The sequence below is a fragment of the Rhizobium sp. WCS2018Hpa-16 genome (genome assembly GCF_031843705.1).
Lineage (GTDB): Bacteria > Pseudomonadota > Alphaproteobacteria > Rhizobiales > Rhizobiaceae > Agrobacterium > Agrobacterium tumefaciens_C.
Genome location: NZ_JAVTIX010000012.1, coordinates 1 through 21,001 on the forward strand (window position 1 = coordinate 1; position 21,001 = coordinate 21,001).

Genomic DNA, 21,001 nt, shown 5'->3' on the forward strand with positions numbered 1-21,001 from the left:
GCGATTACAATAACAGTATCATGATACTGTTATTGTAATCGCAAGCCATCAATTGGATCGCCACTTAATCCGCCAAACTCCATCCTATTCACTCGCAAACCTCCCCCCAGATCAATCGCAAAATCTATATAAAACTATAAGCTATCTATATAAATGCGAGATCTTCCTAAATTCATTGCTGATTGCCCATCGAGTTTACGCACTCCTCCATCCAAAAAACCGCCCCGATCAAAGATATTACATATAAAAGCACCTCTCCAGGATAATGATTGTATACTTTTTAGTTCACATCTTCATCCGACCCGAGAGTGAAAAAATATTCTTTATTTGGAGTATAAATATCGTCACTTATGTATAAATTAACAATCATATAGAAAATATACCCAAAAACGCGTGGAGCACTGCACCTCCCAAAGGTTGCAAAATCGATTGACTCTCACAATCGACTAGCCGAACATCGCTCGATATTACAGGGACAATGAAAATCACCATGTCGCCAGACCGCTTTAATCAATGCCTGCGGGTCATCCGCTGGACGCCAATCAATATCGCGTCCGCTCTGCAATGTGAACTTTCCTGGATCGAGGCCCCGGAAGCGGGCAATGAAGCCGTCCCTGCCGGTCTGGCCGAATGGCTCGAAACGCTTGCACAAGCCCATGAGGCTCTTCCGCCACCAATCACCTACAGAGGTAAACGGTCGACCCTCTGATCGCCAACGCCGCCATCTTAACAATCACCGGATCACACATCAGGAAACATGTCACCGCAACTCTGTGCCTCATCGCTTTTGATCAGCCAGCCGATTGCCATTCAGGAATTTGTCGAGTTCAACAGTACGGGATCTGGGTAGCCGAACGTCTTCAGCAAATTGCGGCCACCGGTCTACGGCCGCTCGAACCTGCTCTATAACCTCCCTGACACCTTGATCCGGGATCGACGCCCCTCTGGAGACCACCAAAAGGTGAGAAATGCCGGGGGTTCTACCTTCCCAGGCTATTGCCGCGCTGTGCTCACCGCCTGGTCCGGACGAAAAAGTAAGATCGTATGCGGGTGCGGCGCTTTTTACCGCCGCAGTGGCAAAGAGTGCCACCGGGACCGCTCAAGAAAACGCATAGAAATTTAGTATCAAAGAGCCCCTTAAGCCACCCGGATCAAACAGAATGGTTTTTTTGTACGTACGATAATTCTTGCAACGTCCAGTTCATTATTGTACGTACAGTATATGAAAATCACTTACGACGAAACAAAGCGGCTGGCCAACATCGAGAAACACAATCTCGATTTCGCGGACCTGACAATCGAGTTCTTCGCGACCTCTATCGTCCTTCCAACCAAGGCCGAACGCTTCATGGCAATAGGTGAGTTTCAGGGCCGCACCATCATCGCGGTCGTTTTCCGCCCCCTGGGATCGCAAGCTCTTTCTGTCATCTCAATGCGCCCAGCCAGCAACAAGGAAAGGAAGCTGTCATGACAGTCAAATTCGCGTCAAAACGTCCGCTATCAAACGAAGAAGAAGCCGAAGTGCAACGGATGATCGCCGCCGATCCTGACGCACCGGAAGCCACCGACGAGGAGATCGCGCAGGCAAAGCCTTTTCGCGAAGCTTTTCCCGAACTAGCCAAAAGCATCAACCGGGAAATGTCCCGTCGAGGCAGACCGCCAGCAGATAGCACCAAAACGCCCGTGACGATCCGCCTCGACCCCGATCTCGTCAAGCACTACAAGGAAACGGGCAGGGGTTGGCAATCGCGCCTCAACGACGATTTGAGGAAAGTGAACGGTTTATAGTTGAAAAGTATCACGACGACCCCGGCCCGCCGCCGCGCTACCGTTGGCGCGAAACGTGGCCGGGAAAAAACCACGAAGACTATCCTACTCTCATCAGATGCGCGCAGCACTCATCCAAACTGGACAGAGCTTAACACTTGAAAGCCAATTATATTGACGCTATATTGCGTCATAATTAACGTTATTATCGATGGGTATCTCAAATGGCTCTTGCTCAATATGCTGACAATGGCCTGTTTGCGCCAAGAAAAATCGCTGACGTTTTTCACACGACAAGCGACGACATCGCCCGTAGTGCTGGCCTCGGCAAGGATGCAGTCCAGCGCAAGGAGCGTATCAGATCCGACAAAACACAGCGGCGTCTGCGCGAAATGATCGAAGTCGTCAATAAAGTTGAGACCCGCTTCGGATCCGCGCTCATGGCATACGCCTGGTATCGCTCAGAACCTCTCTCTGGCTTTTCCGGGCACACCGCAATGCAGCTTGTTCGAGATGGACGCGCTGACGAAGTGCTCGACTATATCGATGCCATCGATGCTGGCGTGCATGCCTGACATTACCGATGCAGTACAAAGGTAAGCTCTATCGAGCACTCAACCCCGTCTACGCTCGCGAACCGCTCTCCGGACGAGGTGCAGAGCTTTACGGCGGCAGATTTAACCCTAAGGGCACGCCCGCGCTTTATACGTCATTGACCATCATGACGGCACTGAGGGAAGCAAATCAGGCAGGAAGCCTACAGCCAACCACTCTTGTCTCCTATGAGGCCGATCTCGAGCCTTTGTTCGATACCCGTGACGCGAACGCGCTGCAGGACCATGGCATCAACCCTCAAGATCTTGGCGCGACAACTTGGCGCGACGATATGAAAGTTCTCGGTCAAGCCCCGACACAGCGGCTGGCGCGCGATTTGAAGAGCGCAGGCTTCTGCGGCCTGGTCGTCAGGAGCTTTGCTCCAGGCGCCACCGATGCCGACCTCAATATCGTCCTCTGGACATGGCGTGGATCAGTTCCACCTCGCCTGACGTTGATCGACGACGAACGGCGATTGTCGCAATAGCAACATTCCATCTTGATAATCACAGGATCACCGGAGCCACGCTTGAGCCGGACCTTGCTAACATCAGGGAACTGGAAGCAGCCTGACACGGCAACCCGTACCCACAGGCGCGAACTGTGACGCTTTTCTCAAGCTTGAGCCAAGTTCTGCGGCACTCGAAAGCGGCTTAACCCGTGACGTCAGGAATGTTGGCCACTTTGGCACGGGCGACTTACAGGTCACGCTGAAGTCGATGGCGGACTTTGAGAAGGCACAGCCGTTGTTGCTAAGGGCGTATGAGGGTGGATGGCTTGTTTTCGTCTTGGCAGCAACGAACAGTTATGCACAATGACCGGTTGTCAGTTCAAGAGCGAGTGCCGTATGAACCAGCTCTCTATAAAAGACCGATTGCTTGCAGCGCGCCGCGTGCTCTTCGGCCAAGGCGACAACGCTGTAATATGTAGTTTCTGCGGAAAATCCCGGCAGGACGGCGTCGGCAATATCATTGCCGGGCCAGGAGTGGCGATCTGTGCCTCATGCGCGCGGATCGCCGTAGATTGGGACCTCACCAGCTATTTTCAAGAGATGACCGGCACCACGATCGACACATTTTCGATCTTTTATCAACATCAGGCATGCCTGCTCCCACAACATAGGCGCCAGATTGATGATGACCTCCAGTGGTGCGCTGGGGAATTAAACACGGAGCTCATAGGCTGGAATTATGGATGGGCAAAAAGTGATTCAGTTGACGGGTTGACCGTTTACGTGCGAACCAGAGACAATGTGAATATCGCTATTTTCAGAGAGACATTCACCCAGACCTACCTCCGTCTGGCGTCAACCGATGTGCCTTCACCACGCTCCGCCACACTGGCGGCACCTTGGCCCAGTGAAATCCTCTAACCGGCGCACGTATCACTGCAACCACCCTGATTGCTGGTTATGAGAACGCCCGCACGAACCTCACAGTTCGTGCCCGCGGAGAGGTGGCAGAGTGGTCGAATGCACCGCACTCGAAATGCGGCATACCTGCAAGGGTATCGTGGGTTCAAATCCCACCCTCTCCGCCATAATGGCCTTGGGCGGCAAGGTTTCGGTCGAAGACATGGCCTTTATCAGTGCTTGATCATTCGGCTGCCATTTGTCAACGCCACAGCCACGGCACTTCCCACTCAGCGCCAGCCTTCCCGTGATGTCGACCCGCGCGTTTTCCTTTCTGCCAACTTCACAGCCGATCAAGCAGCTCCGTCTTTTTGGCTGCAAACTCTTCGTCCGAAATTATCCCCTTCGAACGCAGACCAGCGAGCCGCTCGATTTTGCTGATGATATCGTCTTGATGAAAAACCGCCTGGTCTGGAACGACGCTCGCGCCTGGAGGCGTAATAGGCGAGACTGGTATTGGCTGCACTGGATTCGGTGCCGCGCTCTGCGTGACTTGAGGCGTCTCAGGGCTGCCGACGGTCGGGACGATATCGAGATCAACCACCCGGATAAGACCATGCTGAGACGTGAAGGTTAATGACTGGTCCCCGCTCTGCTGCTGGGAAAAGCCGCCTATGTTGTGGTCTTGAGTATCGTAAACAGTGATCTGTCCATTGACATCGATGGCCAACCGGCGGCTTGCCGGAAAGAACGCGTAGCGAAGGTTGTTCTGGGCACCAGTTGACGAAGCCTGCCCGAGATGTTGCGGCCAAGAACTGTTTTGCGAACTTGACTGGTAGAAAAAGCTGTTTCCGTTTCCCTGGCTTTGAGACTGATGAGGCCGATCTAGTTTCGGGCCAGATAGCTTACCCGACCTTATATAATCGGCGATTTCGGAGCATAGCATATCAACCCGGTGCTTCAGACCATTGTTGAACATGTCACCGACCATGATCATGCCGCCATTCGACCACTGTCCCATCCCGCCGAGTTCGGAGTGATTGAACTGCGCCTGATTGGTGTTGCCTGCAATCAACGCCATTGTGAGATGCTCGATGACACCTTGGCTGACGCCGTGTCGCTGGGATAAGCCATCGACAATGCTTTGTTCCTGAGTATCTCTGATCACAAGCGGCGCTCCATTTGTTCGAAGTTTTCTTATTACATTTGCGAAGCCATGAAGATAGGCTTTGCACAACTCCGGGCAACATCGACAGACATAGTTGGTGCAAGACTCTTGAGTTTCAAAATCCGCCGGGATCATAGTCGGACCTCCATTCGGTGGCATCCTGTGCGTGATCTTCGAAGTCGATTGGAGATCAGAATGGAGACTAGCCGAAAACTCAGAGGACACTGGCAATCGCAGGTTGGGACCACTGCGCCAGGCTCCAGAAACCCGACTTCCGTCCGTGCTCTCGTTTCAGGCAAGCTACATAAGCATCATTCGACTGTATGCTCCCAAAGTCCTTTATCTGGCTCGCCAGCGATCGGCATTCTGCAAGGTGTCGTGCTGCGTGCTTGTATCGGCTCGACCGGCCACTCCTCAGAGTGAAGTCGATCATGGATCGAAGGACAACGGTCGCTGGTAGCGGGTATTTCGCGGAAAGCGCGTCTGCAACTGCCGTCATCAGTCCGTAGAGATCGCCATCCAGCTCCGCCTCTCGCTTCATTACCAGGTTTGCCGCCTCTGCTGGCGACGGCCATCGCAGGAAGAAGTGCAGAGCACGATGGACGTTCGGGAATGCCTGAGCGTAGCTGAACGCCTTCGCCTCTGCCTCAAGATCATCGAAGTCGGGCAGGCGTCGGACATAGGCGCGCAGATGCTCATCGTTCAACGACTGCTCGAAGCACCTCCACCGGAATGCCTGAGCTTCTTCACCACGTCCGAGTGCTTCCAGAACCTCGATGCGGGCCAACTCCCACTCGAATGGGACATCCGTTCGTCCGCTCGTATCGACTTTGTCGAGCGCCTTCAGAGCTTCTTCGGCTCGTCCCGCTGACACGAGGCGGTGGGCGATGTCTGCTGCAACCATAGGCGCTGCGTGTGTCTTTTCAGGCTGTTGTGCGATATAGGCATCCACGTCACCCAAGGCGTCAGCGATTTCCTGGAGAGCGATACGGATCGTGAGGTCGTTGTGGTTGCCGTAAAGCTCGTCCTCGTAGATCGCGCCAGCACTGCTCCAGCCCATGACTGTCCGGTCCGTCTTGCGAGCCTTCTCTTTTGGTTCTTTCGACCAGGTCACAAAGAGCGCTCTGAGGCGCCTAAGGCCATCATTCTCCAGCGTTGGGATCATGGCAGTGATCAGCCGGTCAAACTGACCATAGCCGTTGTCCTGCAATGCCTTGAATATCTTTTCGGCCAGCACGTCGATGTCGATGTTCGCAGCCTTCGCGATCGCCCCGGCATCAATGCATGCCTGATGGAAGCTTTGGATCAACGAACCACTCCCGTCGTCCGACCGCCCAAACAGCGGATCGGCGACCGCCAGGAACTGCCAGATCAGTTCGAAAGCTTCAACAGGATCATGCGGCGCAACGGTAGCGACGATCGTCTTGCGCTGGGTCTCAAGGTCAGTCTTCATTGCCTTGACCTTGCGCCAATCGATGAATGTGCGAGCGCGCATGATACTGGAAAGCCTCTTACGAACCTCTCTGGAAACATCAGCACTGCTATGGGTGCCAGCGATCTCCATTCGCAGACGACGCTTGTGTGCGGCGCTGCCGGTGCTGATCTCAATGAGAAGCTCGGCAAGCCTTTGTGCGCCGAGTGCCTCGAGGTTCTTCGCGTTGAGTGTGGTCTTGGCTGCCATGCGTCATCTTCGATTTGTTTCGCTCAACGTTAACCTGTCTGGTTCTTCTGGCAAAGGCGGGCGTGCTGGAATTATCCTTGGCCTCCTTAACGGGGCATCCTACGCGTCATGTCGATCGCAAACGGAGATTGAGATGGCAACGGCCAGGAAGCTTAGAGGACGCTGGCAAGCACCGGCGCGTCGTCAGGGATTGCCATTTCTGCAAAGCAACTGACGCGTTTAGAGCGCGAATGACTAACCACCCGTTTGAGACCCCTTTTCATTCGCATTCTCTGCGAGTTTTGTCAGGTGCTCTTCGCAAACCTGTTTGACCCGTTCAAGCAGATGCGCGGTCCGTTCTCCAAGCCAGACAAGCGCATCTTAGCTGATCTCGAAATGCTTCGAGTACCGGGCCTTCACATAGGCCTCGTTGATCGTGTTGAACCAAGCCCGCTCCCGATGTTGGTCGCGCAGAAAAGCTTCGACCAAACGCAGGTCCTGCTCCTCAGCAAGCGAACACAAAACTTGATGTTATGGGAAGCCGGTCCGTAGTTGGTCAGCGTTAGACTAGGCCATAGACTCATAACGATCTGATCCAAATTCTTGCTGCTGCCAATTTGACGGCGGCGAGAAAGTTCATCGGGTCTTTGTCGTAACGGGTGGCAATGCCTCTGAACTGCTTGAGTGTGCTGAAGAAGCGCTCGACAAGATTGCGCTGCCGGTAAACCCATCGGCTGAAGGGGAAGCTTCCTTTCCGATTGCTCTTGGCAGGAATATTGGCCCATGCCTGCCGTTGTTTTGCGAATGCTCTGATGGCACTGGTATCGTAGGCGTTGTCAGCGAGCAGGATCGTGCCCTTGGTAATCGTCTGCAGCATCGGCTCGGCCATTCGGCCATCATGGGCTTGGCCGGCGCTGAGTGCCAGGCGGATCGGTCTGCCATCGGCATCGACAACGGCGTGGATTTTTGTCGTCAGGCCGCCACGGGAACGTCCCATGCAGCCATCGTCTTGATCCCCCTTTTTCCGGTGGCCGCATGTTGGTGAACACGGACACAGGAACTGTCGATCATGACGATATCGCCATCGAATGCCTTTGAAATCTCGCCAAGAACATGATCCCAGACACCCGCCTTGCGCCATCGAACGAAGCGGTTGTAGCAGGTTGTATACGGGCCATATCGATCCGGAACGTCTGCCCAGGGCGAGCCCGTCCGGAAGCGCCACAAGATGCCGTTGATCACCCGCCGGTCGTCAACACGGGGCACGCCACGCGGCTACAACGGCATGAGGCATCAGGAATGCAGCGATCTCCGTGATGACATCCATCAATTCACCCGGATCATGGGCAACGTCTTCAACAAACGCTCGCCATTGCCGTTGCTTTTGCTGATCCTTGGCAAATGCTGCTGTTAACGCATCCGGTAGGGCCGTGGGGATCGGCGTCTCACGCCGTTCGAAAGTGGCGGCAATTGCCTGTGCTAACCTGTCATTGCTGAAATCGAACGACCTGCTGAGAATCCAGATGTCGTAGAAATCTTTCATCCGGGTGTTGGAACGCCCCAGCGCCACCATCGCCTGGAACTTCTCGGCGATGACAGTTTCCCGCGCGTAGCCCCGTAGTCGGGGCATTGGGAAATCGAGCATTGAAGGATAGTCCAGTTCTTCGGCACCAGGCTCCAATGCATCGCCAAAGCCGATGTCGATCGTCAGACTGATCCGGGCACCGCTGATCGAGGCCGTCGTCCTCAGCCTCAGCCCGCCATACTCCAGTTCCTCGCGAATACGGTCGACGCGAAGTGCGTCAGCGTCGAATTCCACGCCATCGCTGGCTTCCTGCGTCAGGATCTCCCGAAACGTCGCCAGCATCGGCTCAGCACTCGGATCGCCAAAACCCAGCAGATCAAGGTCGCGCGTGCCGCGGTGCGGATCGTCGAACCAACTCATCATCAGCATCGCGCCCTTCAGCACGAAGCGCTTGGCATGTCGTGACTGGCTGAGCCGGAAGAGCAGCCGCTCGAGGGCGAAGCGTGTCAGAACTAGGTCGAAGCTCTGGTCATTTGCCTTGGCGAGTTGCAGCAGGCGGGCGCGCACCGAGGCGCCGATATTCCTAATCTCCTTAACCATTGGCAGTCAGCGCCTCGAGATACGGCCGGATCACAGTGGCAACCCCTCCTCGCTCGGCCTGCCTAGCAATTTCGCCGGGAGTGACCTTGCTCTGGCGGAGCGCCTCTTGGAGGCCCTCGATCGCCACCGACAGACCGATCTTGTTGCGATATCGGAAACAGTCCGCGATTGTTTTGACGATCCCAAAGACCTTTACGGGCACACCCTCGACAATATGGGTCTCGACGCTTTCATTGAGCAGTCTTTCGGTAAACCGCACGATACGAATGGGTGTACCGTCAGATTTGGGAGGCCAGTCCTTCTGGCCGATGGCCAGCCATATCTGTCTCGGAAGCTGATCGGTCAGGCCGTGAAATGCAAGGGCCGACACAAGGCAGACGACGCCCTTAGGTGCGCGCTTGGCGGCCTCAGCTAGGCTGTGATTGGCGTCGAGCGCTGCGTCGGAGAGCTGGTAAAGGCCGCGTGCAAGTCGGAGCACCTCTCCATCCCGCTCCATGCGGCTCATAGTGGCAGCCGTTACGCCAGCGTCGCGCAGCTCGACAAGGCGCGCGATCCCACGCGCCGTAAGTAATGCGTGGGCGATCTGGCGCTGGGGGAGAGATGGAGACATTGATACAATAGCTCTGAACTAAGGATGTACTATCCGAGGTTTCATATCAAATTTCGACGTTGAAGGAAAGCTCTAGCGAGCAGTTTTCAACCGAGCGCTCCTACTCTACATCCAATGCGACATCTGAAGCCAGAAAACGCAAAAAGCCCCACGAGGGGGCTTTAATGGGATCGCAGGATCGTTGTCTACGGGGGCAGGATTTGAACCTGCGAAGCTCGGCGTTGATCACCGCGCGCCCTTATCCTTCAACCGGTAGCACGTCCCGCTCCAGCGTTGCGATATGCTCGTCACAGACGATCTTTACCCGTTCAAGCAGATGCGCGGTCCGCTCCCCAAGCCAGACAAGCGCCTCCTCACTGATCTCGAAATGCTTGGAATACCTTGCCTTCACATAGGCCTCATTGATCGTGTTGAACCAGGCCCGCTCGCGGTGTTGGTCGCGCGGAAAGGCTTCAACCAAACGCAGGTCCTGCTCCTCAGTCAGCGAGCGCAAGAACTTAATATTGTGCGATGGCGGACCATAATTTGTCAGAGTGAGCAGAACGGAGGAGTAGGCCTGCTCGAGAGTTTGATGAAGCGCGAACGCAGCATCTTTTCGCCACTTAATGTCAGTCGCCGAATTGGCCAGCTGAAACGCGGCAGTTTGCTGGGACCGCTGAGCGTTTGGAAGCCGCTCCTCAAAATGCTCCCGCGCAACTCTCAACCGCTCTTCCGCCGTGAGCGGTTTGGGCTCAGCCAGAGGCTCGTCATCCAACTCGTAGAGAACAATGCCTTCCTTGCGGATATCCGAGAAGAAGTAATGGCCTTCCTTCAGCTGCGTGTTTACCTCGCGACGTGAGTGCACGATGAACTGCGTCGGCGTTTCGATAAAGCTGTCGCGGATCAGACGGTCGGCTGCCTTGTACCAGTATTCGGCAAAGTCGGTCAGCTTGCGATTGTTGACGATCACCAGAAGATCAAAGTCAGAGCGATAGCCCTTCATCGTATGCGGTTCGTCAACGAAGGTGCCGCGGGCGTAAGAGCCGAACAGGATAATTTTGAGAATGCGCCCGCGCTTCTTGAAGTCAGATGTTCCTTCGCCCAGCGCATCCTCGAATTCCTCGTGCAGGATTTCCAGCGCACGGGCGAGTTCACGTTGCTTGCGCGGCGGGATATGATTGAGGGAGGACTTCATCATGGTAGCGGCTTCTTGGCGTTGGCGGTATCGACGTCGACTCTCTGAATGGTGGCTCTAAAAATCTGACACAGTTAAACCGAAACAACAACTGCAGGAAATCCCACCAGGCCTTTGACACACATTGCACAAAGGCTCTCAGAGGCATTGACCAATCTGCGTCTTCGACCCTGTTTTTCAGATCTGGTCTAGTGGTCATCAACGTGATTGGTTACTCATCAGTCTGGGCCCTGGCCAACCTTCCCACCATCCGTCCAAGCGTTTGGTCATTCAACGCAAACCGGTGAATGAGCGCCATGGTGACATGGCCTGCGATCAGAACCGACAAAACCCATGCCAGCAAACTATGAAGAAGATCAGCCGGCTTTATCATCCACATGACCTCTATCCCGCTTGAAGGAACCCACGGTGCCCACCCCTTGCCACTGCCATAGGCCCGCAACAGCGCCAGTGCCGGAATGCTAAACATCAGAAGATAAAAGCTGGCGTGAACAACAGCGGCTGCACGACCGGTAACGGTTGCCGATTGAACCGGGCGACGGTTGCGATTGACGGTCCACCAGATAGCGCGAATGAAGACAAGCACGATCACCAAAAGGCCAACGGTGCCATGGCCAGGACCAAGCGAGGTGACCGTCCTGACCAACTCCGTATCCCCGAACAATCGCCAGGTCAAAATGACGACAAACTGCCAGATCAAAAGATAGGCCATTGTCCAATGCAAGGTCCGGCTGATCAGACCATAATGCTTCGGCGTATCCAGCCACATGCGAAAATTCCTCTTTATCATTGCCTGCCTCTAGCTGCCGATGGCGCAGAGCGCAACGCTGGGATCCGATCGGGATCGTTCGTTAGATCCTGGGCTGCGTTCCCTCACCCGATGGCGCCAGACGCACGCCCGTCCTGCCGCTCACTACGGCGCTATGGAAAGCGCGTTCCCGTCAGGACAGGCTCATCCCGCAATCCCTCTTGAGCGTCCAGTCATCCGTTATTGTCAAATGCTGCACTTCTCAGCCCTGCCTCTAATTGCGTTCGATGGTGACGGCAACAGCGCCAGTGGGTTCGCAATGGTCCAACGTCGTGTCATGTCAAACATCCTCTTTGCCGTAGCCCCAGACGCCCGCCCGTCTGCTGGTCACTACAGCGCTATGGAAAGCGCGTTCCCGTCATCACGAGGTCCCTCTCGATCCTCAAAGCATCGTCTGGCTTTGGATGGTTATTTGCGTTCTGGCTATCGCCCACTCTGCCGCGCGCATCGGCTGCATCATCCCCATTAGTTGTTTCCTCTTGCCAGAGCAGATCTCGAAACAAGACGCGATCGGCATCGCGACCAAGGAAGGCAGCAAGCTCGCGTTTCAGCCATGGCTTGAGGCCATCGTGATCAGTCGTATCGTCAGACTGCGCGACCCTTCCGATCCGCTCGGCTTCTCTCGTCTCGGCAAGTTTGAGCTGTTCCTGCAGCTTTGCGATTTCATCGCGGATTTTCGAGGATGGCTTCTTCATGTCCGATCGTCTCCTGGGTGACAAAGCTTGTCTTTCAAACCCAGTTTTTCGGAATGGAGCGCCGGACGCACTACTGTGAATCCTACAATCGCCAACGGCGATGCTTTCGGGAATGATCCCTGCCGTTCGCAAGGACGGCTTCAAAGGGCGCAATTATACGTCGCTGGCGCGACGTGTTGCTGACAGAGCCTGGTGGCCCGCCGCTCCCGACGAACCCTTTGATGTCGTTCGCAACCGGGAGAGAACTCCGCCGTGGCCGTCCCTCACTTCTCCGTCAGCATCGTCGCCCGTGGCTCCGGCCGTAGCGCCGTGCTGTCGGCGGCCTACCGACATTGCGCCAGGATGGAGTTCGAGCGGGAAGCCCGGACGATCGACTACACCCGCAAGCAGGGGCTCCTGCATGAGGCATTCGTGATCCCTGTCGATGCACCGGAATGGGTGCGCAGCATGATGGCCGATCGCTCGGTCGCCGGCGCATCCGAGGCGTTCTGGAACAAGGTGGAGGACTTCGAGAAGCGATCCGACGCACAACTCGCCAAGGACGTCACCATAGCCTTGCCGCTCGAGTTGACGGCTGACCAGAACATCGCGCTCATGCGCGACTTTGTGACAAGCCACATCACCGCGAAGGGCATGGTCGCCGACTGGGTCTACCACGATGCTCCCGGCAATCCCCACGTCCATCTCATGACCACATTGCGCCCGCTGACCGAAGACGGTTTCGGTTCAAAGAAGGTCGCGGTAACAGCCCCGGATGGCACGCCAATCCGCAATGATGCCGGCAAGATCGTCTATCAGCTATGGGCCGGTGACACGCAGGACTTCAACGCGTTTCGCGACGGCTGGTTTGCCTGCCAGAACAGACATCTGGCGCTTGCCGGTCTCGATATCCGCATCGATGGCCGTTCCTTCGAAAAGCAGGGGATCGAGCTCGAGCCAACCCTTCACCTCGGCGTCGGCACCAAAGCCATCGAGCGCAAGGCCGAGGAGACCGATCGGAAGCAGCAAAGGCCGGCTATCAACCTCGAGCGCATCGAGATCCAGGAGCAGCGTCGCAGCGAAAACGCCCGTCGTATCCAGCGCCGTCCAGAGATCGTGCTCGACCTGATCACACGCGAGAAGAGCGTTTTCGACGAACGCGATGTTGCTAAAGTTCTGCACCGCTATATCGACGATGTCGCTCTGTTCCAAAGTCTGATGGTCCGCATTCTGCAAAACCCTGAAGCGCTCCGGCTGGAACGCGAGCGGATCAACTTTACGACTGGCATTCGTTCTCCAGCAAAGTACACCACGCGCGAGATGATCCGGCTTGAAGCCGGGATGGCCCATCGTGCAACCTGGCTGTCCGGCAGCACCTCTCATAGCGTCCGAAAGGCTGTGCTGCAGGCGACCTTTGTGCGCCATTCCCGTCTGTCGGATGAGCAGCGAACGGCGATCAGCCATGTCGCTGCGCCCACGCGGATTGCCGCTGTCATCGGCCGCGCTGGCGCTGGCAAGACGACGATGATGAAGGCGGCGCGTGAAGCCTGGGAAGCGGCGGGCTATCGTGTGGTCGGCGGTGCCCTGGCTGGCAAAGCCGCCGAAGGTTTGGAGAAGGAAGCGGGCATCGTTTCCCGCACGCTGTCGTCGTGGGAGCTTCGCTGGAACCAGGGCCGCAACCAGCTCGACGACAGATGCGTCTTCGTGCTGGACGAGGCCGGCATGGTGTCGTCACGGCAAATGGCGCTGTTGGTCGAAACCGTTACCAAGACCGGCGCCAAGCTCGTCCTTGTCGGCGATCCGCAACAGCTTCAACCGATCGAAGCGGGTGCCGCCTTCCGTGCGATCGCCGATCGCATCGGCTATGCCGAACTCGAGACGATCTATCGTCAGCGCCAGCAGTGGATGCGCGACGCTTCGCTCGACCTGGCGCGCGGTAACGTCAGCCAGGCGGTCGATGCCTATGGCGCACATGGACATGTCAGGGGATCGGACCTCAAGGCACAGGCGGTCGAGCGCCTGATCGCCGATTGGGATCGCGACTACGATCCTTCCAGGACCAGCCTGATCCTCGCACACCTTCGTCGTGACGTGCGAAAGCTCAACGACATGGCCCGCGCCAGACTTGTCGAGCGCGGTGTTCTCGAAGACGGCTTTGTGTTCAGGACAGAGGACGGATTTCGCATGTTCGCAACAGGCGACCAGATCGTGTTCCTCAAGAACGAGGGCAGCCTTGGCGTCAAGAACGGCATGCTCGCAAAGGTGCGTGAGGCTGCACCCGGCCGGATCGTTGCCGAGGTTGGAGACGGCGAGCATCGTCGCCAGGTCACGGTCGAGCAGCGCGTCTACAACACTCTCGATCATGGTTATGCGACGACGATCCACAAAGCCCAGGGTGCCACTGTCGACCGGGTGAAAGTCCTGGCATCCCTCTCGTTGGACCGGCATCTCACCTATGTGGCCATGACCCGCCATCGTGAGGACCTCGCGGTCTACTATGGCAGTCGCTCCTTTGCCAAGGCGGGCGGCCTCATTCCAATCCTGTCGCGCCAAAACGCCAAGGAGACGACCCTCGACTACGAGAAGGCATCGTTCTACGGCCACGCCTTGCGATTTGCCGAGGCCCGCGGCCTGCACCTCATGAACGTCGCTCGCACGATCGCACATGATCGTCTTCAATGGGCCGTCCGGCAGAAAGACAAACTCGCCGACCTCGGTACCCGTCTTGCCGCCATCGGCACAGCGCTTGGGCTTGCCCGCGGCAGCAACAAACACGCCATCAGCGATACAATCAAGGAGGCCAGGCCCATGGTATCAGGCATCACCATCTTCCCGACATCGCTCGACCAGGCTGTCGAAGACAAACTCGCCGCGGACCCCGGTCTCAAGACGCAATGGGACGATGTCTCGACCCGCTTCCATTTCGTTTATGCGAACCCGCAAGCAGCCTTCAAGGCCATCGATGTCGACACCATGGTGAAGGACCATTCGGTCGCACAGGCCACCCTGGCAAAAATCGCGCACGAGCCAGAAAGCTTCGGCACCCTCAAGGGAAAGACCGGTCTTTTCGCCAGCCGTGTCGACAGGCAGGACCGGGAAAAGGCGCTCGCCAATGTGCCGGCGCTCTCCAGAAATCTTCAACGTTACCTTCGTGAGCGGGCCGAGGCCGAAGTCAAACATGAGAAGGAAGAGCGCGCGGTCCGGCTGAAGGTTTCTGTCGACATTCCGGCACTCTCTCCAGCCGCTAAGCAAACGCTTGAACGCGTGCGTGACGCGATCGATCGCAACGATTTGCCGGCTGGCCTCGAGTATGCCCTTGCCGACAAAATGGTGAAGGCCGAACTCGAAGGCTTCGCCCGGGCTGTGTCCGAGCGTTTCGGGGAGCGGACCTTCCTGCCCTTGGCCGCGAAAGACACTGACGGCAAGACGTTCGAGACCGTCACAGCAGGCATGACGACCGGCCAGAAGGCGGAGGTCCAGTCCGCCTGGAATTTCATGCGGACGGTGCAGCAACTTGGCGCGCATGAACGAACGACCGAAGCTCTCAAACAGGCCGAGACGCTACGGCAAACCAAGAGCCAAGGGCTCTCGCTCAAATGACCGGGGAAGCAATCATCCAGTCAACGACCACACATACTCTTTGGACTGGCGCGAACAGTGTGTGTGACTGAACATCGTTTAAAAAACCTCCCGCCAAACCAGCCGTCCGGCACAGACCAATGGAACTGCTCGCAGGCCGCAGACGACGAATACCTCTCCTGACCAAAGCTTCTGGTGTTTCAATGCACTCCAAAAGCCAACCCTGGCCCCGATGTGCATGATCAACGTCGACATCAGCTATTCACCGCTGCCGGCTCACCATCCAGCAGCAGCTTCGAGACCCGCGGCCGAATAATTTCCTTCAGCATCATGCGCAAATGTGGCCATGGGTCTTGTTCCAGTTTCAGATCAGGATCTTTCATGACCAACAGGCAATGGAGTTTGGCAGCCATCTCAACGAGATGGTACGGTTGCATGACGAGTAACACTCGGCCCGAAATCCCTTCTGACGTTTTGATGTGCTCTTCATCATGCAGTGCCGCAGTATAGCCAATGCGCTGGTTGGCTCTCTCCCATTGCCGCCGCCGCTGCCGCAACAACGCCCTTGCCTGCGAAACGCGCTCTTCTCCGATCACGCTTGTCAGAGCGGTGATCTCCTTCAAAGACGCGGCAATTCGCGGCTCCCCCTCCCCGCCAATATCGATCCGGACCTCGGGTCGTCCGCCAATCTCGTCAAGCAATTGCTGTTCGAGACTTTCACGCAAAGCAGTGGCCTTCAGGCGCTGTTGATGAAGGTCCCACCATTTTGGCCAAAGCTCGTTCACGCGTGTTGGACCACTCACTGTGCGGCGGGGGATTTCGGCGAGGCGCTCTTCCAAAACGCGTGCAGCAACAGGCAAAAGGTTTCGCCGGTTAATCACATACGGCATTTTTTTCGATGCGCTGCTCGTTGAACGCTTTTTTCCACGCGAACTTATAGACAAAGTTCTGCTATTCTCAGAATCAGCCATGATCTAAGCTCCAGACAGCTAGGTTGTGGTCAGGCTGGAGGACGTGGGCAAACACATCCTTTAGCCGCCTTGGGGACCGAGAATAAACGGGCCCATTTTATTTGTCAATAAACGGGGACCTTTATGTCGATTATTTTCTCTTTGCCAGTGCTAAATGTGGAATGGTGCTTAATCTAAATGGGACGTCCACCACTTAATTTTTTAGAAACTAAGGTACGCCTGTCCTCCGAGACTCGAGAGCGCATCACGTCGTTGGTCGGTAATTACCAGATCTCGGCATTCATCCGAGAAGCTGTCGAAAACGAACTAGAGCGCCGCGAGGCGACTATCAATAAGGACAATATTTCGGGTGCCAAGCCCAAGGACTGACAGTATGATACCTCTTTCACAGAGCTTTCATACTGGCGGCTCGTGTTAATTACAGAGCGACACTCAGGGACGCGACGCATTTTAATATGACAATCGAGAACGGCAAAGGCTCGACGGGAAATCCTTCGTAGCTTGCTCTTCCGTTGCTACCCCAGACCCCGGATAGGGAAAAGTTGTCATCGCCTTGAAGGGATCTGAACCATCGACAACTCGTTAAAAAGATCAACATTCTAAATCGAACGCTTTTTAGCAAAAGTTATTTTGCCACTGTCGCTGCACGACCCAGAGCGCTAACATGTCAGAACCTCGATGCTTTCGCCCGTCGAGGTCGAAAAGCAACAGAAAACGGAACCCGAGAATGTCTACGAAACGCGGGGCTATTCAAACCGCGTAGGAGCAGGCGGCTTATTCTCGGTCATTGACGTTCTCGACGTGAATGAGAACAAGATCACGGGCGCCTTAGAACTCAACGACAGGTTCTTCGCCCTTGAGAGCCTTCGAGGTCAAATCGCTAAACAGCTTCGAGTTTCAGCGCTTGATCTGGACCTAGATATCGAAGAGCAGCTTGCGAAAAAGCCAAGAAGCCGCCCGGAGAGGGTGGCTCGCAACTGTTCGGCCAGCTACAGAAGCGCCGACAGCAGGCATTGACGCGCGTCAACGCAACTGCGTCAATCAAATCTTGGCGCGGTCCATTCGTTCTTTTCGTGCCCTGGATAGCGCAACCAATTTTCATTGCCCAGCCCATAAAGCGATTGTAGGTCGATACAGGCGGTCTGATATTAAGTGGAGGCCGTCGAGCCGAACGCAATACAGATTCGGCTCGACGGATCAGGGGACCGGGTTAGGGACACCGGTATTGTCTCAATACCAGTCAAAGATTACCAATCCTTTGACCATGGTTACGCCACCACCATTCACAAGGCACAAGGCGCCACCGTCGACCGGGCCTTCGTCATGGCATCCTCAACCATGGACCGGCATCTCACCTATGTCGCCATGACCCGTCATCGTCATGAGGCAAGGCTCTATGCCGGTCGCGATGAGCTGACCGACATGAAAGAGATCGTCGCCAGCATGAGCCGGTCCGGCGCCAAGGAAACGACGCTTGATTATACCAACGTCTTTGCCGAGCGGCGCGGGTTGACATCAAAGGTGAACGACACAGATGAGATAAAACTTGAAGTCGCGACAGCTGTGGCGCACGACGTTCAGCGCCTCACCGGGCGGCCGGTGGGCCAGACGCAGGATCGGCCACACGAACGCAGGCAGGCTGACGAGGAGCCAGTTTACGATCTGGTCGGTCCTGCTCTCAACGCCCTCGACGCCGCGTACGGTCTAGAACACGTTCAAGCCGATCAGGGTGCGCGTCTCGTTGCCCCCGCAGACGTTCCTGCCCCGCTCATTCCCGCCGTTCGTTTCTACGATGGCACTGTCGAAGACATCGCCCGTGAAAAGGCTCTGCCCAATCTGGTCAGCGCTATGGAAGACGTGCGCTCCGTCAGTCGAGAGGTCTACGTCAATCCTGAACAGGCGGCAGCAACGCTGAGTGCCGCAATCGTAGACAAGGGGATTGAGGCGAGCGTCCTGGCAAGATCGCTCATCGAGACCCCCGAGCAGTTCGGACCCCTGCGCGGTAAAGTCGGGCTTCTCGGCGAAAACAAGGAGCGCAAGCTTGCCCGCCATCACACACAGGCCCTTGGCAACCACGTGCTATCCGCGGCCAACACCTGGCAGCGTCGTCTTGAAGCCGAGCGCAAGTCAGAAACCTGGAAACGTGAGCGCCAGGACATCGTTGAAATCCCAGGGCTGACACTCCGCAGCCAAGCCCTTCTGCACCAGTTTGACAGCCTGGCACTTGAAGACAGACCGACATTCCTCAAGCATCTTCTGACAACGCCAGAGGGACAAACGGCTCTTGCCGAAGCCCGCACAATTACAGCCGCGCTCGAGCAGCGCTTTGGCAGCGCCGATCCGCGCACCCTGAAACCGGACCCGTTACGCCTGGAGCCAGACATTGCCAATAAACTCGATCAGATCAAATACGTTGCCCGCATCGTTGAACGGGTCCATAGGGTCGAGCTTACACAACAATACGAGCTCAAACAGTCCCTGAGGAAAGGTCTGGGGTTGAAGATGTGAGACGGTAAGGCGGGGCATATTTGAGACCGCGCCAGCATCGGATGGAACTGCCTACCGCGAGTACGTCCTTACTGCAGAGGGGCGCGGGCTGTTCCCTGTCATCGTTGCACTTCGCCAGTGGGGCGAAGATTTCCTGTTCACCGAGGGCGAGGAACGCTCATCACTGGTGGATCAAGACCGGAATACCAATCGCACGGCTCGTTATCCGATCCGCCGACGGTCGATCCCTCGACTGGACCGACACGCGCATGACAGCCTGAGCATCTAAAGGTCGGTTGGTTGCCATCGCTCAAAGGTCCACTTCGGCTGGAGAGCGGAAGACACCACCTGGCCCATTGCCGTCATTTCACAGCTCTCGTAAGCCGAGATATTCTAGTTCATCGTTGCACGAGCGACGACAAACATATTCGGCCGGAGATAGCGCTCCATGGAAAGGGTATTCATCGTAGGTAATGACGGGAGCGGCAAGTCGTGGCTGGCGAAAGAGTTGGCGGCCAAGTTCGGGTTTCCGGTCACGCATCTGGATGATTTGCATTGGTTACTCGGTTTCTCAGGTGAGCGTCCACGCAATTAGCGTAGTCAACTCTTCGCTGAAGCCGCAGGCAACGCCTCGTGGGTCATGGAAGGGATATACGGTTCAATTCTCAAGCAGGTCTTCCCCGCGTGACAACATTGATCTCGCTCGATTTAGCGACGACGAATGCGCATCAAATTTGATGAGACAGGGGCAAACCGATGGAGGACCATGGGAGCAATTCAAAGACCTGCTGGCGTATACTCGTGGCTGCCGTCTCCGAAAGAACCACTTGAATTCCTTTGAGGCTCACCACTGGTTCGACGAGCAACATAATGAGCAAAAATATAGGCTCACGAACCGATCTGAAGTCGCCAATTTTTTGGTCGGCCTCAGATAGGCACTTTACATTCGCCGATGACCGCAAATGACACTTCTGCGCCAAGAAGGCCATTGCCCCGAAGCTGTCATTGCAGGCCTGGGCCGGATTGGCTGAGATGGGGTGGCTAGCAGACTGTGGGGTTTTGATTTCGCATTGGCCAAACTGGCAGTCGGGCGGCGGCTCTTGCCGCCCGACGAACTACTAACCGATCAAACGCAGACGCGCATTTTCAAAAGGGTAGCCTTCATCATCGCGGGAACGGCGTGACAGCTCTTGGAAACCGAGCCTTATGTAGAAAGCCATGGCCTGCCGGTTGTCGGTGTATACCTCAAGTTCTAGCTCCCCTTTACGGTTCAGGGCGTGAGCGATAAGCCGACGTCCGATGCCAAGCCCCTGCCGGTCAGGAGAAACAAAAATCCCCCCAACGAAAGTATCGAGCAGACTGATGAACCCACAGGGTAGATTGTCTATGCACGCTACCCACGTCTCGGCATCAGGCAGATATTGATCTTCGATCAGCACTCGCTGCATCTGCAAGCGCTGTTCACCGATAAAAGGATGGGCCAACCGAGACGCATCGAGCCAGATGCGCGACAGCTTTCTCAAATCGCTGTCCGGCGTATAGGGTCGGATTACGACGTTATGATTCTTCATGGGAACTCCGAAGAATAGATATGCAAAAGGTCTGGCAACCATGTCCTGGTGCCAGGTGAAACGGCTATCTGCCGTCGGAATCACAAGCCTCTGCGCATAAATCTCCTACTGCTTTTCGGTTTTTAGGACGCCGCCTGCACGCGGTCAATGACCACATTGATTCAGGAATGGACCTAATAAACCCTTCAATGAATGTCCGCACTTGGAGGATACAGTTGAAAAACTCCGTTGAGCATCGGTAAAGGTGTTCCTCGCCTAGATCTTCAGGTCTAGTTCTCTGACGATCCGAGGGAGGTGAAATCACTTTGCGTGTGACGTACAGAGAAACATGGCAAGCGCAATATTATTTCAGTGATCCCATGAGAAAAGCCGCCTAGTGGGGTTATTCAACAGTATCGGATCAAAGCGGACGCTCTATGCCCAACCCATCCGAAGACCCGATCCAATCTTCCGTGCCGACTA

The 21,001-nt window shown here is 55.9% G+C and carries 20 protein-coding genes, 1 tRNA gene and 2 pseudogenes; 12 read left to right on the forward strand and 11 right to left on the reverse strand.

Going from position 1 to position 21,001, the window contains the following annotated elements; genetic code table 11:
* Positions 1 to 490 precede the first annotated feature (490 nt).
* The 7 genes from RQI55_RS22685 to RQI55_RS22715 all read left to right on the forward strand — a co-directional run bounded on the left by RQI55_RS22685 (position 491) and on the right by RQI55_RS22715 (position 3,900).
* Positions 491 to 709 carry a hypothetical protein gene (locus RQI55_RS22685; RefSeq protein WP_243258689.1) on the forward strand — a complete coding sequence of 73 codons (219 nt, stop codon included), beginning with the start codon at positions 491 to 493 and terminating at the stop codon, positions 707 to 709.
* 513 nt (positions 710 to 1,222) lie between these two features.
* Positions 1,223 to 1,471 (forward strand): BrnT family toxin, encoded by a 249-nt coding sequence (locus RQI55_RS22690; RefSeq protein ID WP_042618643.1) that lies wholly within the window; start codon positions 1,223 to 1,225, stop codon positions 1,469 to 1,471.
* Positions 1,468 to 1,788 carry a BrnA antitoxin family protein gene (locus RQI55_RS22695; protein ID WP_042618644.1) on the forward strand — a complete coding sequence of 107 codons (321 nt, stop codon included), beginning with the start codon at positions 1,468 to 1,470 and terminating at the stop codon, positions 1,786 to 1,788. Before RQI55_RS22690 ends, RQI55_RS22695 begins: the two co-directional genes overlap by 4 nt.
* 203 nt (positions 1,789 to 1,991) lie before the next feature.
* A complete protein-coding gene (locus RQI55_RS22700; RefSeq protein WP_042618645.1) occupies positions 1,992 to 2,342 on the forward strand; it encodes an MbcA/ParS/Xre antitoxin family protein in 351 nt (116 codons plus the stop codon).
* An 8-nt stretch (positions 2,343 to 2,350) separates the two neighbouring features.
* Complete coding sequence (locus RQI55_RS22705; protein WP_042618646.1) at positions 2,351 to 2,848, forward strand: RES family NAD+ phosphorylase; 498 nt, start codon at positions 2,351 to 2,353, stop codon at positions 2,846 to 2,848.
* A 360-nt stretch (positions 2,849 to 3,208) separates the two neighbouring features.
* Positions 3,209 to 3,733, forward strand: coding sequence for a ClpX C4-type zinc finger protein (locus tag RQI55_RS22710; protein ID WP_311273579.1), 525 nt, complete (start codon positions 3,209 to 3,211; stop codon positions 3,731 to 3,733).
* 77 nt (positions 3,734 to 3,810) lie between these two features.
* Positions 3,811 to 3,900 (forward strand) — tRNA-Ser (locus RQI55_RS22715).
* A 155-nt stretch (positions 3,901 to 4,055) separates the two neighbouring features.
* Here RQI55_RS22715 and RQI55_RS22720 read toward each other — a convergent pair.
* The 9 genes and pseudogenes from RQI55_RS22720 to RQI55_RS22760 all read right to left on the reverse strand — a co-directional run bounded on the left by RQI55_RS22720 (position 4,056) and on the right by RQI55_RS22760 (position 11,952).
* Positions 4,056 to 5,015 carry an SHOCT domain-containing protein gene (locus RQI55_RS22720; RefSeq protein ID WP_236727973.1) on the reverse strand — a complete coding sequence of 320 codons (960 nt, stop codon included), beginning with the start codon at positions 5,013 to 5,015 and terminating at the stop codon, positions 4,056 to 4,058.
* Positions 5,016 to 5,094: 79 nt separating this feature from the next.
* Positions 5,095 to 6,561 (reverse strand): DUF6880 family protein, encoded by a 1,467-nt coding sequence (locus RQI55_RS22725; protein ID WP_243258687.1) that lies wholly within the window; start codon positions 6,559 to 6,561, stop codon positions 5,095 to 5,097.
* A 234-nt stretch (positions 6,562 to 6,795) separates the two neighbouring features.
* Positions 6,796 to 7,106 (reverse strand): annotated as a pseudogene (locus RQI55_RS22730) (nucleotidyltransferase); the annotation flags it as partial.
* A gap of 14 nt (positions 7,107 to 7,120) precedes the next feature.
* A pseudogene (locus RQI55_RS22735) lies at positions 7,121 to 7,812 on the reverse strand (IS5 family transposase); the annotation flags it as partial.
* Positions 7,793 to 8,665 (reverse strand): nucleotidyl transferase AbiEii/AbiGii toxin family protein, encoded by an 873-nt coding sequence (locus tag RQI55_RS22740; protein ID WP_042618664.1) that lies wholly within the window; start codon positions 8,663 to 8,665, stop codon positions 7,793 to 7,795. The pseudogene RQI55_RS22735 and the gene RQI55_RS22740, both read right to left, overlap by 20 nt.
* Entirely contained in the window at positions 8,658 to 9,275 is a 618-nt protein-coding gene (locus RQI55_RS22745; RefSeq protein WP_042618665.1) for a type IV toxin-antitoxin system AbiEi family antitoxin domain-containing protein, read from the reverse strand. Before RQI55_RS22745 ends, RQI55_RS22740 begins: the two co-directional genes overlap by 8 nt.
* 238 nt (positions 9,276 to 9,513) lie before the next feature.
* Positions 9,514 to 10,452 (reverse strand): nucleotidyltransferase and HEPN domain-containing protein, encoded by a 939-nt coding sequence (locus RQI55_RS22750; RefSeq protein ID WP_052496864.1) that lies wholly within the window; start codon positions 10,450 to 10,452, stop codon positions 9,514 to 9,516.
* A 208-nt stretch (positions 10,453 to 10,660) separates the two neighbouring features.
* Positions 10,661 to 11,239 carry a cytochrome b gene (locus RQI55_RS22755; protein ID WP_042618666.1) on the reverse strand — a complete coding sequence of 193 codons (579 nt, stop codon included), beginning with the start codon at positions 11,237 to 11,239 and terminating at the stop codon, positions 10,661 to 10,663.
* 356 nt (positions 11,240 to 11,595) lie between these two features.
* A complete protein-coding gene (locus tag RQI55_RS22760) occupies positions 11,596 to 11,952 on the reverse strand; it encodes a TraC family protein (protein WP_236727974.1) in 357 nt (118 codons plus the stop codon).
* 252 nt (positions 11,953 to 12,204) lie between these two features.
* On the opposite strand from RQI55_RS22760, the gene traA reads away from it, so the two are divergent.
* Complete coding sequence (traA, locus tag RQI55_RS22765) at positions 12,205 to 15,531, forward strand: Ti-type conjugative transfer relaxase TraA (protein WP_311273580.1); 3,327 nt, start codon at positions 12,205 to 12,207, stop codon at positions 15,529 to 15,531.
* 233 nt (positions 15,532 to 15,764) lie between these two features.
* On the opposite strand, the gene RQI55_RS22770 is transcribed toward traA, so the two are convergent.
* Positions 15,765 to 16,481: a hypothetical protein gene (locus RQI55_RS22770; RefSeq protein WP_311273581.1), complete on the reverse strand. Its 717-nt coding sequence runs from the start codon at positions 16,479 to 16,481 to the stop codon at positions 15,765 to 15,767.
* A gap of 678 nt (positions 16,482 to 17,159) precedes the next feature.
* On the opposite strand from RQI55_RS22770, the gene RQI55_RS22775 reads away from it, so the two are divergent.
* The 4 genes from RQI55_RS22775 (at position 17,160) to RQI55_RS22790 (ending at position 19,563) form a co-directional block, all read left to right on the forward strand.
* Complete coding sequence (locus RQI55_RS22775; RefSeq protein WP_311273582.1) at positions 17,160 to 17,498, forward strand: hypothetical protein; 339 nt, start codon at positions 17,160 to 17,162, stop codon at positions 17,496 to 17,498.
* A 135-nt stretch (positions 17,499 to 17,633) separates the two neighbouring features.
* Positions 17,634 to 18,989 (forward strand): BID domain-containing protein, encoded by a 1,356-nt coding sequence (locus RQI55_RS22780; RefSeq protein WP_311273583.1) that lies wholly within the window; start codon positions 17,634 to 17,636, stop codon positions 18,987 to 18,989.
* A gap of 16 nt (positions 18,990 to 19,005) precedes the next feature.
* The gene (locus tag RQI55_RS22785) at positions 19,006 to 19,257 is read left to right on the forward strand and encodes a winged helix-turn-helix transcriptional regulator (RefSeq protein ID WP_409233767.1); all 252 of its coding nucleotides are present in this window, start codon (positions 19,006 to 19,008) and stop codon (positions 19,255 to 19,257) included.
* Between the two features lie 159 nt (positions 19,258 to 19,416).
* Positions 19,417 to 19,563, forward strand: a complete 147-nt coding sequence (locus RQI55_RS22790) for an AAA family ATPase (RefSeq protein WP_143239482.1) — start codon at positions 19,417 to 19,419, stop codon at positions 19,561 to 19,563.
* A 523-nt stretch (positions 19,564 to 20,086) separates the two neighbouring features.
* Here the strand turns inward: RQI55_RS22790 and RQI55_RS22795 are convergent.
* Positions 20,087 to 20,539 carry a GNAT family N-acetyltransferase gene (locus RQI55_RS22795; RefSeq protein WP_042618700.1) on the reverse strand — a complete coding sequence of 151 codons (453 nt, stop codon included), beginning with the start codon at positions 20,537 to 20,539 and terminating at the stop codon, positions 20,087 to 20,089.
* Positions 20,540 to 21,001 lie beyond the last annotated feature (462 nt).